This is a genomic window from Mesorhizobium qingshengii (assembly GCF_900103325.1).
GTDB lineage: Bacteria > Pseudomonadota > Alphaproteobacteria > Rhizobiales > Rhizobiaceae > Mesorhizobium > Mesorhizobium qingshengii.
In genome coordinates, this window is the sequence record NZ_FMXM01000030.1 from 1 (window position 1) to 17,292 (window position 17,292).

The following is a 17,292-nucleotide window of genomic DNA, read 5'->3' on the forward strand; positions in this document are numbered from 1 at the left end:
GATGCCGAAACCGGCATGAGGCGGAAGGCGTTTGCTCACGACCTAGCATCAGTCGATGTCGTGGCCGAGACGCGGCCGGCTTTTTCAACAATATCGGCGCAAAGCGAACAATCCGCAACCTATCCCCTCACGCCGTCTTCTGCGTCACCAACCCCAACTCTTCCACCATCGCATTGCGCATCAAAAACTTCTGCGGTTTGCCGGTCACCGTCATCGGCAATTCGGTGCGGAAGCGGATGTAGCGCGGGACCTTGTAGTGGGCGATCTGGCCGGCGCAGAAGGCCTTGACCTCCTGCTCGGTGGCGATCTGGCCGGGCTTGAGCACGATCCAGGCGCATAGCTCTTCGCCATATTTGGGGTCGGGAATGCCGAACACCTGCACTTCCTTGATCTTGGGATGGCGGTAGAGGAATTCCTCGACCTCGCGCGGATAGACGTTTTCGCCGCCCCGGATGACCATGTCCTTGACCCGGCCGACGATGTTGCAATAGCCCTCGGCATCGATGGTGGCGAGGTCACCGGTGTGCATCCAGCCGTCAGTGTCGATGGCCTCGCGGGTCTTGTCGTCGTCGTCCCAATAGCCCTTCATCACTGAATAGCCGCGCGTGCACAGTTCGCCCGGCGCGCCGACGGCGACGGTGGCGCCATCGGCATCAACCGCCTTGACCTCGACATGAGGGTGGATGCGCCCGACGGTCGAGACGCGTTTCTCCAGTGGGTCGTCGACGCTGCTCTGGAACGAGACCGGGCTGGTCTCTGTCATGCCATAGGCGATGGTCACCTCCTGCATGTGCATCAGCGAGATCACCTTCTTCATCACCTCGATCGGGCACGGCGAGCCGGCCATGATGCCGGTGCGCAGGCTGGAGAGATCAAAGCTGCTGAAATCCGGATGATCGAGCAGGGCGACAAACATGGTCGGTACGCCATAGAGCCCGGTGCAGTGCTCCGCGGCCACCGCCTTCAGCGTGGCGCCGGGGTCGAACCCCTCGCCCGGGAAAACCATGGTCGCGCCTTTCGACACGCAGCCCATCGTGCCCATCGACATGCCGAAGCAGTGATAGAGCGGCACCGGAATGCAGAGCCGGTCGTCGACGGTGAGCCGGATCGCCGAGGTGACGAAATTGCCATTGTTGACGATGTTGTGGTGGGTCAGCGTCGCGCCCTTGGGTGCCCCCGTGGTGCCCGACGTGAACTGGATGTTGATCGCGTCGCCGGGTTTGAGCCCTTCGGAAATGCGGTCGAGGCTGTCATGCTCGTCGCGCCCAGCCATGGCCAGCACGTCGGCGAAATTGAACATGCCGGGCGAGTTGTCCTCTCCCATGCGGATGACGATCCTGAGCGCCGGCAATTTCGTTGCCTTGAGCTTGCCCGCTGTCGCCGTGGCGATCTCCGGCGCCAGCGTCTCGATCATGCCGAGATAGTCGGAGGTCTTGAATTTGGCTGCCGTGACCAGCGCCTTGCAGCCGACCTTGTTCAGCGCATATTCGAGCTCGGTCAGCCGGTAGGCAGGGTTGATGTTGACCAGGATGAGGCCGATGCGCGCGGTGGCGAACTGCGTCACCAGCCATTCCCAACGGTTGGGCGACCAGATGCCGACGCGATCGCCCTTTCCGAGGCCAAGCGCCAAGAAGCCGGCTGCCAACGCGTCCACCGTGTCCGACAGCTCGCCCCAGGTGAAGCGCTTGTCCTGGCCGACGAAAACAGCGGCATCCTGCGTGGCGTATTTGCTGGCGGTGTCGGAAAACAGCGCGGGAATCGTCTTGTCGAGCAGCGGCACGGCGCGCTCGCCCGAGACATGCGCCTTGCCGTCGACGGGTGCCAAGAAGGTGCTACCACCGCGCGCTCCACGTCCGCGCAGGTTGGTGGCGTTCTTCAGCTCGTCGAGATTGACCGGCATGGCTTTTGTCCTCCCAAGACAGGCCGGAGTCTATCAGCCCGGCGGGGCAGTGGAAATCCGTCGATGGTCGTGGAGGCAGGAAGGCCCCCTTTGCCGCTATCCGGCTACCGAAGCCATTTTCTTGGCGATGTCGCGCAACAGAGCCTCGTCAGCCGCCGCACGCGTCTTCTTCGACGCCACCAGGCAAGCCTGCGACTTCAACACCACACCATCGCCCAACACCTTGAGATGATTGGCGCGCAGGGTCGAGCCGGTGGTGGTGATGTCGACGATGACATCGGCGAGCCCGGCTGCCGGTGCCCCTTCGGTGGCGCCGAGGCTTTCGACGATGCGATAGACCTGGATGCCATGTTTCTGCGAGAAGAATTGCTGGGTCAGCCGCCAGTATTTGGTGGCGATGCGCAGCCGCCTGCCATGGCGCTGGCGGAAATCGGCGGCGACGTCATCAAGATCGGCCATGGTGTCGACGTCAAGCCAGATGTCAGGCACCGCCACCACGACATCGGCGGTGCCGAAGCCGAGACGGGCGACGATTTCGGCGCGGGTCTCCCAGTCGGCGAGATTCTCACGCACCAGATCCTCGCCGGTGATGCCGAGATCGATTGCCCCCTTGCCGATCTCGCCGGCAATCTCGGAAGCCGACAGGAACGCCACCTCGATACTTTCCGCGCCTTCGATGCGGGCGCGATACTTGCGCTCGTCGCCGGGCAGGCTGACGGCGAGGCCGGCTGTGGCCAGAACGTCCAGCGCCTGCTCCTTGAGGCGGCCTTTCGACGGAATCGCCAGTGTGATCATTGCCCCGCCTCCCGCAGCGCATCGATGCGGTCGAGCCAGACGGAAAAGCCGACGCCGGGGATCGGCGTCTTCGCGCCGAGCAAGGTCAGCAACCGGTCATAGCGGCCGCCACCGGCCAAGGGCCGGTCGCCGCTTTGCGCCGCGATTTCGAAGACCAGGCCGGTGTAGTAGTCGAGCGGACGGCCGAAGGCGGCATCGTAGCGGATTCTCTGCGCCGGCAGGCCATGCGCCTCGATCGCCCTGGCGCGGGCCGCGAATTTCTCCAGTGCAGGAGCCAGGGAAAGTCCGGCTCCCGTGGCGAAGAAATCCAACACCTGGGCGGCGGCGTCAAGCGGCACGTCGATCGCCAGGAAACCCTTCAGCGCCGCGAATGCCTCGTCGGACAGCCGCACGCTACGCAGTTCGGCTTTCTCGATCAACCGCCGCGCGATGTCGGCCGGCGAGCGTCCGGCGGATGCCGACAGGCCCGCCTCTTCCATGCCGCTGGCGATGTGCACGGACAAACCTTCCAGATCGCCGTCGAGGACAAGGGCGGCGACCGGGCCGGAGAGCTGGCCGTTGCGCGGCGGATTGGCGAGATCTGCGAGCGCCGCCTCCAGCATCGGCGCCGAGCCGAAAGCGCGGGCAAGACGCATGCGCCAGCCGCGCGGAAGCCCAAGGGCGGCCAGCACGGCCTCGAAAATGGTCTGGTCACCGAGCGTTATCGCCAATGCCTGGCCCGGCAGCACGAGGGCAAGCAGCGCGTGTGCGTCGGCGATCGAGCGAGCATCGGCCTCAGCGGTGTCGCGGTCGCCGAGATCCTCGATGCCGGCCTGGAAGAACTCGTTGCCGCCATCGCGGCGCTGGCGAAACACTTCGCCGAGATAGGAATAGCGGCGCGGCGTGCCGGCCTGCGAACGAATGTGGTCAAGGCAGACCGGAATGGTGAATTCGGGGCGCAGGCACAACGTCTGCCCGGTCTCGCTTTCGGTGAGGAAAATACGGCGGCGCAGATCCTCGCCGGCCATGTCGAGGAACGGGTCGGCCGGCTGCAGCACGGCGACCTCGACCGCATGCGTGTTGCGCGCCGCGAAGAGGTTGGTGATGTCGGCTGATATGGCGGGATAGCGGGAGGTCACTGGCCGCGCTTCTTACTTCGCGCGATCAGCGGCCTGCGCCGCCAGGATCTTCTTCACCGCGGCGACCAGTTCGCTTTCCGCCACCGTCACCTGCGCCGGGCGCGCGGCGCGCCATTCGGCATTGCCGGTGATCTCGGCGGACATGCGCGCGCCTTCGATCAGGTCCTTGATCTGCAGTTCGCCCTTGGCGCGCTCGTCGCCGCCCTGGATGACGGCTACGGGGCAGCCGCGCCGGTCGGCATATTTGAGCTGCGCCTTCATGCCAGCGCCGCCAAGATACATTTCGGAGCGGATGCCGGCGGCACGCAGGTCACTGACCATCTTCTGGTAGCGGCCGAGGCTGTCGGTGTCCTTGTCCATCACCAGCACGACGACAGGCGCGATCACGTCCGAGGCGTCGAGCTTGCCGAGATTCTTCAGCGCGGTCATCAGCCGGGAAACGCCAATGGAGAAACCGGTCGCCGGGACGGGCTCGCCACGGAAGCGCGAGACGAGACCATCATAACGGCCACCGCCGCCGACCGAACCGAAGCGGACGATCTGGCCATCCTCATTGGGGATTTCAGCCAGCAGCTCGGCCTCGAAGACGGGGCCGGTGTAGTATTCGAGGCCGCGCACGACGGAGCGGTCCATGGCAATACGGTCTTCGCCGTAGCCCGCCGCCCTGACCAGGGCTTCGATCATCGAGAGTTCGCCAACGCCTTCCTGGAAGACCGCGTTCGCACTGACATTGGAATCCTGGCCGGCCTGCTCATTCCTCGCCGTCGCGAGAAGAACCGCCTCGGCCTGCGTGTCATTCAGCCCGGCGCCCTTGGCGAAGTCGCCTTCGCCTTCCTTGCCGCCATCCCAGCGCCCCGGTCCCAGCAAAAGTCTCACGCCTTCCGGGCCGAGCTTGTCCAGTTTGTCGATTGCCCGCAGCACCGTCAGCCGGCGGCCGGCATTTTCGTCACCGCCAAGGCCGATCGCTTCGAGCACGCCGTCCAGCACCTTGCGGTTGTTGACACGGATGACGTAGTCACCTCGTTTGATGCCGAGCGCTTCCATCACGTCGGCCATCATCATCGCCATCTCCGCATCGGCCGCCACGCCCGGCGTGCCGATCGTGTCGGCATCGAACTGCATGAACTGGCGGAAACGGCCCGGGCCGGGCTTCTCATTGCGGAACACCCAGCCGGAGCGATAGCTGCGATAGGGCTTGGGCAGGCGCTCGTAGTTCTCGGCGACGAAGCGCGCCGTCGGCGCGGTCAGGTCATAGCGCAGCGACAGCCACTGGTCGTCATCGTCCTGGAACGAGAACACGCCTTCGTTCGGCCGATCCTGGTCAGGCAGGAACTTGCCCAGTGCATCGGTGTATTCGATCAGCGGCTGGTCGGCCGGTTCGAAACCATAAAGCTCATAGACCGAGCGGATCGTCGCCATCATCTTCTCGACGGCGCGGATGTCCTCGGCGCTGCGGTCGGCAAAACCGCGCGGCAGTCGCGCTTTCGTCTTTTCCGATTTGTCGGCCATGAGTTGGGGTCTTTTTGTTGGGTAATTGCGGACTTGTTTCGAGTGCGCGTGTCCTAACCGATGCCGCAGGGAGCGGCAAGGCCGATGAGGCGCACCGTATCGGCCTTTGGCGACAGGATGAGCGCGAGCATCCACCTTCGCTCCAACCTCATCTGAAACAAAAACGCACCAAAAATGAAACAATCCCGCCATGAGCGCGGCATTGTGCCGACACAATCGCCGCCGATAAAGCGCACCGAAGCGAAGGGGTTCGGGACATGACAACGGCTGCAAGATTTCGTGCCATCGAAGGCAGCGCCGGCAACCTGCCCGTACGCCTGCGCCCCGCCGACAGTCATGCGCCGAAAATGGTCAGCCAGGTCGCGGGCCCGTTCGAGGTAGCGGCCAAGGACGGCAAGGGACCTACGATGCGCGACGCGTTGATGACCGGCCTGCTGGTGATCTACCCTGCGCTTGCCACGGTGGCGGCGATCGTCGCGGGGCTCTTCCTGGCCGGCGCCAACGGTACCTGAGCCCTACTTCGGCCGTTTGAAAGCCTTCCGCTCCTTCTCGACTTGCCTGCGGCAGGCGCAGCCCTCGAGATGATCGTTGACCAGGCCCATCGCCTGCATGAAGGCATAGACCGTGGTCGGGCCGACAAAGCTCCAGCCGCGCTTCTTCAGTTCCTTCGAAATCCGGACCGAGACCGCTGTGGTCGGGTTGGCGCGCAGATGGGCGAGGTCGACGATCTCGGGTCGTTCGTTCTTGCCGGGTTCGAACTTCCAGAACCAGGCGGCCAGCGAGCCGAATTCATCGGCCATCTCGCGGGCGCGCTTGGCGTTGTTGATGGTCGAGACGATCTTGCCGCGGTGGCGGATGATGCCGGCATTGCCAAGCAGGCGTTCGACATCCGTGTCGGTGAAGGCGGCGACCTTGTCGAACTCGAAATTGGCGAAGGCCTGGCGAAAATTCTCCCGCTTGCGCAGGATGGTCAGCCACGACAGGCCCGACTGAAAGCCTTCGAGGCATATCTTCTCGAACAGCCTGCGGTCATTCGCCACCGGCCGGCCCCATTCATGGTCGTGGTAATGCAGATAGTCAGGCAGGTTGCCGTGCCAGAAGCAGCGCGCGACACCGTCGGGGCCGGCAAGCAGGCCGGTGTTTTCTTTTTCCATGGCGACAAATCCGTTCGTTAACGCGCCTTTGCGCTGCATTTACCGCGGCTTTACCAGATTCCTGAACCTGGCGGTAACCACACCAAAAGGTTTACTGACAGTCCTGCATTTTACGCATTCCGATTCATGTTTCGGTTGCTGCTTCCACGCCAATGATCGCCGAACCGGGAGGACGTTTCCACCCGTTTGTGTTCGACGATCAAGGTGCGTTCCAGATGAAGAGAGTTCTGTTTCCCTTGTTCGGCGCCGTGGCTGCGTTTGCCGCCGGCGCCACGCCCTCCGCTGCCGGTGACCGCTATGCCGACCGGCCGCCGGTGATGGTGAGCCCCGACCTTTCCGCGCCCTGGGTGCTGCAGCTTGGCCATGCGCCCGGCATCGTCCGGCAAAACCGCCAGTCCGTGCAGCAACAGCCGCGCCCTCGCTATGTGCAACCCGATCGTGTGCAGACGGCGGCCGTGCAGGCGCCAGCCAAGCGCATGGTCATGCGCCCGCAGATCAATCCGATCTACCTGCCGCAGGAAGTCGCCTATGACGGTCCGCAGAAGCCGGGCACGATCGTCATCGATACCACGCAGAATTTCCTGTTTCTGATCGAGAAGAACGGCAAGGCACGGCGTTATGGCGTCGGCACCGGCAAACCGGGCTTTGAATGGTCGGGTACCCACAAGATCACCAACAAGCGCGTCTGGCCGGACTGGCGCCCGCCGGCGGAAATGATCAAGCGCGAGGCCGCCAAGGGGCGCTACCTGCCGACCTATCTGGCCGGCGGCATGGAGAACCCGCTCGGCGCACGCGCGCTCTATCTCGGCACGACGGAATACCGCATCCACGGCACCAACCAGCCGTGGACAATCGGTGGCGCGGTGTCGTCGGGTTGCATCCGCATGCGCAACGAGGACGTCGTCGATCTCTATGAACGGGTCGATGTCGGAACCACGGTCGAGGTGATATAGTTTCTGACGCGAATCACTTGGCCGGCAAAGCAACCAGCTTTTCCAGGCCAGACCAGAGACAACGGGGGACGGGCCGTATGGGGATGCGGTCAGTCAGGAAGGGCAGCACGGGAAACCGCGCTGCCCTTTCCGTTTTCGAGCAAGACGCGGCCTGGTGTCGGGACTAAACCTCGACCGCACGTCGCGCAACGGGCATAGCGGTTCGCTTTCGTGCTGCCCTTCGCTGTATTCTTTTGCTATCTCGGCGCAAGTTCCATCGAGAGAGTTCATCCATGCCCTTGTCCGATGACAGCCGTTATCTCAGAGGCGGCCCGGTCGCCCAGCGCATCATCGCAGCCGTGCGCGAGGATGCGGCGATTGCCAAGGCCGAAGGATTTCCGCCCAAGCTGATCTCGATCACCGTCGGCGACACGGCGGCGGTGGATGTCTATGTGCGCAACCAGCGTGCCAAGGCCGAGCTCGCCGGCATCGATTTCGAGGAGCGGCGCTTTCCCGCCACCATCACGTCAGGCGAGTTGGAAGCGGCGATCCACGGCCTGAACGCCGATCCGCGCGTCACCGGCATCATCATCCAGCGGCCAGTGCCGGCGCATATCCCGATCAGGACGCTGCAGGCTGCCGTGCACCCGCTCAAGGATGTCGAAGGCATGCATCCGGCTTCGATCGGCAACATCGTCTACAACCAGCTCGACCTCGCCCCCTGCACGGCGGCCGCCTCGGTCGAACTGCTGAAGGAGACCGGCCTCGACCTCAAGGGGCTGGAAGTCGTCATCGTCGGTCATTCGGAAATCGTGGGCAAGCCAATCGCCTTCCTGTTGATGAGCGAAGGCGCGACAGTGACGGTCTGCCATCACATGACGCGGTCGGTCGCCGCCCATGCGCGCCGCGCCGACGCGCTGTTCGTCGCGGTCGGCAAGCCGCGGCTGATCAAGGCCGATATGGTGAAACCCGGTGCGGCCGTCATCGACATCGGGATCAATTCCGAGATTGGGTCTGACGGGGTGAGCCGTATCGTCGGCGATGTCGATGCCGAGAGCGTCAAGGACGTCGCCTCCTGGATCACGCCGGTGCCGGGCGGTGTCGGCCCGATCACTGTCGCGATCCTGCTGCGCAATACGATGGTGGCGCTCAGCCGGCAGCGTGCGCTTTACGAAGCGACCTACGGCACGGCGCACAGGCTCGCGGCAGAGTAAGCGCCGCGACAAGCCCTACTCCGCGGCGATCAGGCTCTCACCCACAACGCCTTCCGGCTTTGGCCCGCCATAGGCCCAATCGAGCAGCCTTACAGTGTGCACCACCGGCATCCTGGCGGCGGAAGCGATCTGCGTGATGCAGCCGATATTGCCGGTGGCGACGATTGCAGCGCCCGTTGCCTCGATATTTCGGACCTTGCGATCACGCAGCTTGGCCGAAATCTCGGATTGCAGGATGTTGTAGGTGCCGGCCGAACCACAGCACAGATGGCCCTCGCGCGGCTCGCGCACCACGAAACCGGCCTTGGCCAGCAACTCCTTCGGCTCGCGGGTGATCTTCTGGCCGTGCTGCATCGAGCAGGCCGAGTGATAGGCGACCACCGTGCCCGGCTTGCGCACCGGCTCCGGCAGATCGATGCCTGAGAGATATTCGGTGATGTCCTTGGCCAGCGCCGAGACGCGCGTGGCCTTGTCGGCATAGGCCGGATCGAGGCGCAGCATGAAGCCATAGTCCTTGATCGTCGTACCGCAGCCGGACGCGGTGATGACGATGGCATCGAGCCCGCCTTGTTCGACGGCTCGCGTCCAGGCGTCGACATTTTGCCTGGCCGAAGCAAGGGCGGCCTCTTCGCGACCCATATGATGGACCAGCGCGCCGCAGCAGCCCTCGCCCGGCGGCACCACGACCTCAACGCCGAGCCGCGTCAGCAGCGAAATCGTCGTCTCATTGATGGCGGGATCAAGCACCGATTGCGCGCAGCCGGTGAGGATGGCGACACGACCCTTCCTAGTCCCCTGCCCGGCATGGATGCCCGGCGAGGCCATCGGTGAGGCCGTGGGGACCGATGCCGGCGCGAGCTTCAGCATTGCGCCGAACGGCTTCAGCGCCGGGATCTTTTCGAACAGCCCAATGAACGGCTTGCCGAGCTTCGCCAGCCTGAGCGCGGCGCGAAAGCGCTGGGGATAGGGCAGGACGAAGGCCAGCATGGCGCGGGTCAGGCGGTCAAGCAGCGGCCGCTTGTAAGTCTCCTGGATATGAGCGCGGGCATGGTCGACCAGATGCATGTAATTGACGCCCGACGGGCAGGTGGTCATGCAGGCAAGGCACGACAGGCAGCGGTCGATATGGGTGACGATCTCCTTGTCGGCCGGACGGCCGTTCTCCAGCATGTCCTTGATCAGGTAGATGCGCCCGCGCGGTGAATCGAGCTCGTTGCCTAAAGTTACATAGGTCGGGCAGGTGGCGGTGCAGAAGCCGCAATGCACGCATTTGCGCAGGATCTTTTCCGATTCCGCGACGTGCGGATCGGCAAGCTGGGCAAGCGAAAAATTGGTCTGCACTAGAAAAATTCCTTACTGTCCGAGCATGATCTTTTCCGAAAACCGGTCCCCACTTTTCGGGATCATGCTCTAAAGTCCGAGGAACCAGCTTTCCGGGTTCTTGACCGGCTCGCCGCGTTGCAGCGCCTGAAGGCCGAGGATGCAGCGGGCGATGAACCAGACGGCGACGGCAAACATCAGCAGGAAGCCGATCACCACGAAGATCAGCACCGCCGAGATCAGTGCATAGAGCAGGCCGATCCAGAAGGTACGGATCAGGAATGTGTAGTGGCTCTCGACGAAGCCGCCGGCCTTGCCACGGTTGACATAGGCCAGCACGATGCCGACAAGGCCGCTGATGCCGATGACGAGGCCGGCGAGATAGAGGATGTAGATGACCAGCGCATTGGTCGGCCCCGGTTCCAGCCAGCGGTCGGTCTGGCGCGGTGCGGGCTTGTCGTTCTGGCCGGAATTGATGTCGCTCATTGTGTCGCTCCCTAGGTTGCGATGCCGAGAGTAGCAGAGCCTGCGCCCGGCGCCATGCGTCCGGGGTTGAGAATGGCCTTGGGATCGAACTCGGCCTTGAGCCTGGCCGACAACGCAGCCAGTTGCGGCGCCTGCGGCTCGAACACCGGCACGGCGGCGCGATGGGCGGGTGCGGCACGCACCAGCGTCGCATGGCCGCCGCCATGTTTCCGCAACAGCCCGCGCAGCAGTGCGGCTTCCGGATCACCCTCTTCCATACGCAGCCACACCAACCCGCCTTGCCAGTCGTAGAAGGCGCTGACGGCAGCCTGCATGCGCAGGGTCAACACCATCTGGTGGCCCTGGGACGGCGTCATCGACACGCGCCAGACCGGCTTCTCGCTGCCGTCGGCGAAAGGCCTGATATCGCGCACATCGCGCCAGATCAGCCGTGAGGCTTCGCCGGAAATCTCCTGCAGTGGACCGGCATTGGCGAACAGCGTTTTCAGCGCGGCGATACGGTAGGCGACCGAGGGGCCAAAGCCTTCGACGCGCAGCAGCGTGGCCGCGTCGCTGCCGAGCGTGCCGCCGGCGACACGCGCGGCGATGCGCTCCGGCAGATGGGCGGCACTCGACACTTCCGCGCTGGAGCCGAGCGCCAGCGCCATGGCAGTGGCAGCCGCATCGTCGAGCAGGCCACGCATGGCGAGCGTGACTTCGGTCTTGGCGGCGGGCAACACCTTGAAGGTGACGTCGGTGAACACGGCCAGCGTGCCCCAGCTGTTGGCCATCAGCTTCGACATGTCATAGCCGGTGACGTTCTTGACCACGCGGCCGCCGGACTTGAAAGCCTCGCCACGTCCGGACACCACATTGATGCCGAGGATATGGTCGCGCGCAGCACCCGCCTTCAGCCGCCGCGGGCCGGAAAGGTTCGCGGCAAGCACGCCGCCGATGGTGCCCCTCCCCGGTTCGCCACCGAGCAGCGGGCCGTAGTCCATTGGCTCGAAGGCCAGTTGCTGACCGTTTTCCGCCAGTAGCTTTTCGATCTCGGCCAACGGCGTGCCGGCCTTTGCCGATAGCACCAGTTCGGCGGGTTCATAGAGCGTGACGCCGGTGAGCTTCGACAGGTCGAGCGTGTGTTCGGTCTGCAGCGGCCGACCGATGCCGCGCTTGGAGCCGTGGCCCAGGATTTCCAGCGGCGATTCTTCCGCCACGGCCCAGGCGACGGTGGACAGGACTTCGTCCGAGGTGGTCGGGGTGAAGGTGGTCATGTGGTAGGGTCGCCAATCGCAATTGCGGAGATGCCGCGATCCTTCCCCCCCTCTGACCTACCGGACATCTCCCCCGCAAGGGGGGAGATCACGCTTTCATGACAGCCTTCGCCAATCCCGTTGGAGAAAGAAGCGCCGACATTGCGGCCGGCCAATCTCCCCCCTTGCGGGGGAGATGTCCGGCAGGACAGAGGGGGGTGTTCAGGCGCCGACATGTCCACTCAAAACCTCGGAATGTCCGGAAATGGCAGCTTGCCGCCGGAAATGTGCATGCGACCGAGTTCGGCGCAGCGGCGAAGCTGCGGGAACACCTTGCCCGGGTTGAGCAGATGGTTCGGATCGAAGGCGCATTTGACACGCATCTGCTGGTCGAGGTCGATCTGGTTGAACATCTCCGGCATCAGGTCGCGCTTTTCAACGCCCACCCCGTGTTCGCCGGTGAGCACACCGCCGACCTTGACGCAGAGGCGCAGGATGTCGGCGCCGAAGCTTTCGGCCTTGTCGAGTTCGCCCGGCACGTTGGCGTCGTAGAGGATCAGCGGGTGCAGATTGCCGTCGCCGGCATGAAAGACATTGGCGACGCCGAGACCATATTTCTCAGACAGTTCGCGCATGCCGGCGAGCACGCGCGGCAGTTCCTTGCGTGGAATGGTGCCGTCCATGCAGTAATAGTCGGGCGATATGCGGCCGACGGCAGGGAAAGCCGCCTTGCGGCCGGCCCAGAAGCTCAGCCGCTCCTGTTCGGACTGCGAGATCCGGCAGGTAGTCGAACCGTTGCGGATGGCGATCGCCTCGACGGCGGTGATGAGATGATCGACTTCGACGCCCGGCCCGTCGAGTTCGACGATCAGCAGCGCCTCGACATCGAGCGGATAGCCGGCATGGACGAAATCTTCCGCCGCGTGGATCGCCGGCCGGTCCATCATTTCCATACCGCCCGGGATGATGCCGGCGCCGATGATGTCGGCGACGCATTGGCCGCCCTGCTCGCTGGTCGGAAAGCCGATCAGCAGGGCACGCGCCGTCTCCGGCTTCTTGAGGATGCGCACGGTGACCTCGGTGACGACGCCGAGCAGGCCTTCTGAGCCGGTCATGACGCCGAGCAGGTCGTAGCCTTCGGCGTCGAGGTGACTGCCGCCGAGCCGCACCACCTCGCCGTTCATCAGCACCATCTCGATACCGAGCACGTTGTTGGCGGTGAGGCCGTATTTCAGGCAGTGCACGCCGCCGGAATTTTCCGCGACGTTGCCGCCGATCGAGCAGGCGATCTGGGAGGATGGATCGGGGGCGTAGTAAAAGCCCTCCTGCTCGACGGCGGTGGTGATGCCGAGATTGGTGACGCCCGGCTGGGCGACGACGATGCGGTTGGGGAAATCGATCTCGAGGATACGATTGAAGCGGCTCATGACCAGCAGCACCGCGTCCTCGAGCGGCAACGCGCCACCCGACAGCGAAGTGCCGGAACCGCGCGGCACGACACGGATGTTGCGGTCGTTGCAGTATTTCAGCACGCGGGAAACCTGCGCCACCGTTTCGGGCAAGACCACGACAAGTGGCAATTGCCGGTAGGCCGTCAGCCCGTCGCTCTCGAAGGCGCGCATCTGATTGGTCGCGTCGACGACGCCTTCACCCGGAACGATGATGCGCATGTCGGCGACGATCTCGTCGCGCCGGCGCATCGTGGCGTCGTCTGGTTTCGGCATGGCCAAGCCGGACATCAGCAGCCTCGTTTCGAACAACTGGTCAAAATCTTTTACCAGTGAAGCGCGTTCGTTGCAAATCCTGCTTTGGTGGAGACTCCAACGTCAAGGCCGGGACAAGCTTCCGCAGCGGCAATCTGCCGCTGTGCTTTATCCTCCCTCTGTGGGGGTGAGCCGCCGGTTCGCGCAGCGAATTCATCGTGCCGGTGGCACGATGAAAGGTCGGTGAACGCCGGGGCGCTGCGTAGCAGCGGGGACCCGGCAGAGCAGATGTCATCGCCGGCCCTTCGCAGGCTCAGAGCGTTCGAAGCTCGAAAAGCCAAGCAATTGGCTTTTCGTCCGCCACGCGGACCGCTTCTCACCCCCACAAGGGGGCAGGGTAAAGCGGTAGCTATTCGCCCGCCAGTTTGCCGGGCTCGGAATGCATCCGGCGCACGCGGCGCACGCCCCACCAGACCAGCAGGATGGCGATCGGCACCGAAGCGGCGGTGACGACCTCGGGCGCGAAGGCATGGCCGAAGATCGAGGCGCCCTTGGCGATATAGCCGATGAGGCCGACCACATAATAGGAGACGGCGGCGACCGAGAGACCTTCGACGGTCTGCTGCAGGCGCAGTTGCAGGCGCGCGCGGTTGTTCATCGAGGCGAGCAGGTCGCGGTTCTGCTTCTCGACCTCGACATCGACCCAGGTGCGCAGCAGCGTGGTGGCGCGGGTCAGCTTGCGCGACAGGTTGGCCTGCCGCTCCTCGACCGATCGGCAGGTGCGCATCGCTGGCGCGACGCGGCGCTGCAGGAACCCACCCCAGGTGTCATAGCCCGGCACGGCTTCTTCCTCGAGTGCTTCCAGCCGCTCGCCGACGATGCCGTCATAGGCGCGGCTGGCGCCGAAACGGTAGAGGCTCGACGCCGCGTCGGCTTCCAGTTCCGCGGCAAGCTCGGTGAGATCGGCCAGCAAGGTCTGGCTGTCGCGGGTTTCGGCGACCTTCATCTCCAGCGTGGTCTGGGCCAGCCTGTCCTCGATGCGGCGGGCGCGGCTGGACAGGGTCAGCGCCAGCGGCAGGCCGAGCATGGCCAGCGTCCGGTAGGTTTCGATGTCGATCAGCCGCTGCGACAGTGCCCCGGTGCGCGCCGGCGTCAGGCCGCGATCAAGCACCAGCATGCGCGTCATGCCGTCGCCATCCTGGCGAAAGTCGGTGACGATGGCGGCGTTGCCGCGCTCGACCAGCGAATAGCACAGGCTGGTCGGATCGAAGCCGGCGATCAATCGCTCACTCGCCTGCGTCCATTTGCGGATCTCGAGCCTGATGCCCGAGATGACGGTTCCCGGCGGGGAAAACCCGTTGCCGAAAGGCGAGTCCTCCTGCATCCGGCCGCTCTCGGAGAGCGGCCCTTCCCATAGATAGGTCGAGAACTCCGTATGCCGTTCCCAGCGCAGCGAGCCCTTGCCCCACTTCATGGCGTGGTGGCGGGCCTGGCGGTCGGGCGCGGCGATGCCGAGGCGTCGCGACAGTTCGGAAAGCACCGCGTGATCGACGCCGGAGCCGCCCTCGGTCATGAAGGCGAGTTGCACGAGGACGCGCGGCTTTTCGATCAGCGGATGCGGCCGGGCATGGACCTCGCCGAGCGCCCCGGGCCGTCCCTCATGCGCGGGAAAACCCATGACGCTGCCCTTGGCGCGCGGCTGGAACTCGAGATTGGACGGGTCGTCTGACACGGCTTGTCCCCCGGGTTTCTGTGAACCCTCTTGCAATCGCGTCCCTCTAGAGCCAATCGCCAGATGACGCAAACAGCAAAGTTTAGCCGAAGATGATATGGCGCCGGGCGGCAAAACCGACCCGCTGCGACCAATTGGATAAATAATTTGACCAGTTGGCGACGCAGGCTTTATCCTGCGCGACACCGGTTCACCTTCCAGGCACCCTGTTGAGCGACATTTTTTCCAGGATCGAGCATTCGCGCACCGCCGACGAGGTGGTGCAGCAGATCGAGAGCCTGATCCTCGAAGGCGTCCTGCGCACCGGCGACCGGTTGCCGGGCGAACGCGAGCTTGCGCGCCAGTTCGACGTGTCGCGACCAATCCTGCGCGATGCGCTAAAGGCGCTCGAAGGGCGCGGCCTTTTGACGACCAAGGCCGGCGGCGGCACGCATGTCGCCGACATCATCGGCCAGCTGTTCAGCAAACCGGTGGCGGACCTGATCTCGACGCACCGCAAGGCGGTGACCGATTATCTGGAATACCGCCGCGAGATCGAGGGCATCGCTGCCGAATACGCGGCGCGGCGTGCCACCCCGGACGATCTGGCGCTGCTCGACCGCATCATGGCGCGCATGGACGAGGCGCATCGCACCGGCGATTTCGACGACGAAGCTGAAATCGACGTCGAGTTCCATCACGCGATCTGCGAGTGCGCGCACAATATCCTGCTCCTGCACACGCTGCGCTCCTGCTATCGGCTGCTGTCGGAAGGCGTGTTCCAGAACCGGCTCTTGGTGTTCACCGTGCCCGGCGCGCGCGAAGCCCTGCTTGCGCAGCACCGGGCGATCCATGCAGCGGTCAAGGCCGGCGACCCGGCTGCCGCCCGGCAGGCAGCGATGGACCACATGATCTATGTCGAGCGGTCGATGGCCGAGGCGGAGCGCAGCGGCGACTGGCAGCGCGTGTCACGGCTCAGGCTGAAGCAGCGCGTCGACGCCACCGATACCGAACCCGCACGCAAACGCTCCTAAATTCGAAACGGAAAGCCCATGAGCCAAATCCTGACCATCGCAGACCTCAAGGACCTCGCGCGCCGTCGGGTGCCGAAGATGTTCTTCGACTATGCCGATTCAGGCGCGTGGACCGAGAGCACCTATCGGGCCAACGAGGAGGACTTCCAGAAGATCAAGTTCCGGCAGCGCGTTCTTGTCGACATGGACAACCGTTCGCTGGCTTCGACGATGATCGGCGAGAAGGTCTCGATGCCGGTGGCTCTGGCGCCAACCGGCATGACCGGCATGCAGCATGCCGATGGCGAGATGCTGGCGGCGCAGGCGGCGCAGGAATTCGGCGTGCCGTTCACGCTGTCGACGATGAGCATCTGCTCGATCGAGGACGTCGCCTCGGCAACGACGAAGCCGTTCTGGTTCCAGCTCTATGTGTTGCGGGACAAGGATTTCGTGTTCAACCTGATCGACAGGGCGAAGGCAGCAAAATGCTCGGCGCTGGTGCTGACGCTCGATCTGCAGATTCTCGGCCAGCGCCACAAGGACATCCGCAACGGACTTTCGGCGCCGCCCAGGCTGACATTGAAGAACATCGTCGACATGGCCATCCGCCCGCGCTGGTGCGCAGCGATGGCCGGCACAAAGCGGCGAACCTTCCGCAACATTGTCGGCCACGCCAAGGGCGTCGGCGACATGGCCTCGCTGGCATCGTGGACGTCGGAGCAGTTCGATCCGCATCTGTCGTGGAACGATGTCGCCTGGATCAAGGAGCGCTGGGGCGGCAAGCTGATCCTGAAAGGCATACTCGACAAGGAGGATGCGCTGATGGCGGTGAAGACCGGCGCCGATGCGATCATCGTTTCCAACCATGGCGGGCGCCAGCTAGACGGCGCGTCGTCGTCGATCATGGCGCTGGAAGAGATCGCCGATGCGGTCGGCGACACCATCGAAGTGCATATGGATGGCGGCATCCGCTCCGGCCAGGATGTGCTGAAGGCGCTCTGCCTTGGCGCCAAGGGCACCTATATCGGCCGGCCATTTCTTTACGGCCTGGGCGCGCTTGGCAAGGAAGGGGTTACCAAGGCGTTGGAAATCATCCGCAAGGAGATGGACATCACGCTGGCACTGTGCGGAAAACGTCTGGTCACCGACATGGGCAAGGACCAGCTCCGGCGCTAAGTCCGTGACGGCCTGACCACGGAGACAAC

General features: G+C 64.3%; 15 protein-coding genes. 5 read left to right on the top strand and 10 right to left on the bottom strand.

Going from position 1 to position 17,292, the window contains the following annotated elements:
- Window positions 1-127: 127 nt before the first annotated feature.
- The 4 genes from BLS48_RS30890 to hisS all read right to left on the bottom strand — a co-directional run bounded on the left by BLS48_RS30890 (window position 128) and on the right by hisS (window position 5,322).
- On the bottom strand, window positions 128-1,900 hold the full coding sequence (locus BLS48_RS30890; protein WP_091585962.1) for an AMP-binding protein: 1,773 nt from the start codon (window positions 1,898-1,900) through the stop codon (window positions 128-130).
- 96 nt (window positions 1,901-1,996) lie between these two features.
- On the bottom strand, window positions 1,997-2,695 hold the full coding sequence (gene hisG, locus BLS48_RS30895) for an ATP phosphoribosyltransferase (protein ID WP_091585964.1): 699 nt from the start codon (window positions 2,693-2,695) through the stop codon (window positions 1,997-1,999).
- A complete protein-coding gene (locus BLS48_RS30900; protein WP_091585967.1) occupies window positions 2,692-3,813 on the bottom strand; it encodes an ATP phosphoribosyltransferase regulatory subunit in 1,122 nt (373 codons plus the stop codon). The genes hisG and BLS48_RS30900 overlap by 4 nt, the downstream gene beginning before the upstream one ends.
- 12 nt (window positions 3,814-3,825) lie before the next feature.
- Window positions 3,826-5,322 carry a histidine--tRNA ligase gene (gene hisS, locus BLS48_RS30905; RefSeq protein WP_091585969.1) on the bottom strand — a complete coding sequence of 499 codons (1,497 nt, stop codon included), beginning with the start codon at window positions 5,320-5,322 and terminating at the stop codon, window positions 3,826-3,828.
- Between the two features lie 257 nt (window positions 5,323-5,579).
- Between hisS and BLS48_RS30910 the strand changes: the two genes are divergently transcribed.
- On the top strand, window positions 5,580-5,834 hold the full coding sequence (locus BLS48_RS30910) for a hypothetical protein (RefSeq protein WP_091585971.1): 255 nt from the start codon (window positions 5,580-5,582) through the stop codon (window positions 5,832-5,834).
- Between the two features lie 3 nt (window positions 5,835-5,837).
- Here BLS48_RS30910 and BLS48_RS30915 read toward each other — a convergent pair whose 3' ends face one another.
- Window positions 5,838-6,476 carry a DNA-3-methyladenine glycosylase I gene (locus BLS48_RS30915; protein WP_091586032.1) on the bottom strand — a complete coding sequence of 213 codons (639 nt, stop codon included), beginning with the start codon at window positions 6,474-6,476 and terminating at the stop codon, window positions 5,838-5,840.
- 215 nt (window positions 6,477-6,691) lie between these two features.
- On the opposite strand from BLS48_RS30915, the gene BLS48_RS30920 reads away from it, so the two are divergent.
- Both BLS48_RS30920 and BLS48_RS30925 read left to right on the top strand, forming a co-directional pair.
- On the top strand, window positions 6,692-7,429 hold the full coding sequence (locus tag BLS48_RS30920; protein ID WP_091586034.1) for a L,D-transpeptidase: 738 nt from the start codon (window positions 6,692-6,694) through the stop codon (window positions 7,427-7,429).
- Window positions 7,430-7,701: 272 nt separating this feature from the next.
- Window positions 7,702-8,622, top strand: a complete 921-nt coding sequence (locus tag BLS48_RS30925) for a bifunctional 5,10-methylenetetrahydrofolate dehydrogenase/5,10-methenyltetrahydrofolate cyclohydrolase (RefSeq protein WP_091585973.1) — start codon at window positions 7,702-7,704, stop codon at window positions 8,620-8,622.
- A 15-nt stretch (window positions 8,623-8,637) separates the two neighbouring features.
- Here BLS48_RS30925 and glcF read toward each other — a convergent pair whose 3' ends face one another.
- The 5 genes from glcF to BLS48_RS30955 form a co-directional block, all read right to left on the bottom strand.
- Window positions 8,638-9,963, bottom strand: a complete 1,326-nt coding sequence (glcF, locus tag BLS48_RS30930; RefSeq protein ID WP_091585975.1) for a glycolate oxidase subunit GlcF — start codon at window positions 9,961-9,963, stop codon at window positions 8,638-8,640.
- A 69-nt stretch (window positions 9,964-10,032) separates the two neighbouring features.
- On the bottom strand, window positions 10,033-10,428 hold the full coding sequence (locus tag BLS48_RS30935) for a DUF4870 family protein (RefSeq protein ID WP_091585976.1): 396 nt from the start codon (window positions 10,426-10,428) through the stop codon (window positions 10,033-10,035).
- A gap of 11 nt (window positions 10,429-10,439) precedes the next feature.
- The gene (glcE, locus tag BLS48_RS30940; protein WP_091585978.1) at window positions 10,440-11,681 is read right to left on the bottom strand and encodes a glycolate oxidase subunit GlcE; all 1,242 of its coding nucleotides are present in this window, start codon (window positions 11,679-11,681) and stop codon (window positions 10,440-10,442) included.
- A 221-nt stretch (window positions 11,682-11,902) separates the two neighbouring features.
- Window positions 11,903-13,399: an FAD-linked oxidase C-terminal domain-containing protein gene (locus tag BLS48_RS30950; protein WP_091586038.1), complete on the bottom strand. Its 1,497-nt coding sequence runs from the start codon at window positions 13,397-13,399 to the stop codon at window positions 11,903-11,905.
- 373 nt (window positions 13,400-13,772) lie between these two features.
- Complete coding sequence (locus BLS48_RS30955) at window positions 13,773-15,095, bottom strand: DUF3422 family protein (RefSeq protein WP_091585980.1); 1,323 nt, start codon at window positions 15,093-15,095, stop codon at window positions 13,773-13,775.
- Window positions 15,096-15,304: 209 nt separating this feature from the next.
- Between BLS48_RS30955 and BLS48_RS30960 the strand changes: the two genes are divergently transcribed.
- Together BLS48_RS30960 and BLS48_RS30965 are read left to right on the top strand one after the other, a co-directional pair.
- Window positions 15,305-16,108 carry an FCD domain-containing protein gene (locus BLS48_RS30960; protein ID WP_091585982.1) on the top strand — a complete coding sequence of 268 codons (804 nt, stop codon included), beginning with the start codon at window positions 15,305-15,307 and terminating at the stop codon, window positions 16,106-16,108.
- A gap of 18 nt (window positions 16,109-16,126) precedes the next feature.
- Entirely contained in the window at window positions 16,127-17,263 is a 1,137-nt protein-coding gene (locus tag BLS48_RS30965; RefSeq protein WP_091585984.1) for an alpha-hydroxy acid oxidase, read from the top strand.
- The last annotated feature ends 29 nt before the right edge of the window (window positions 17,264-17,292 follow it).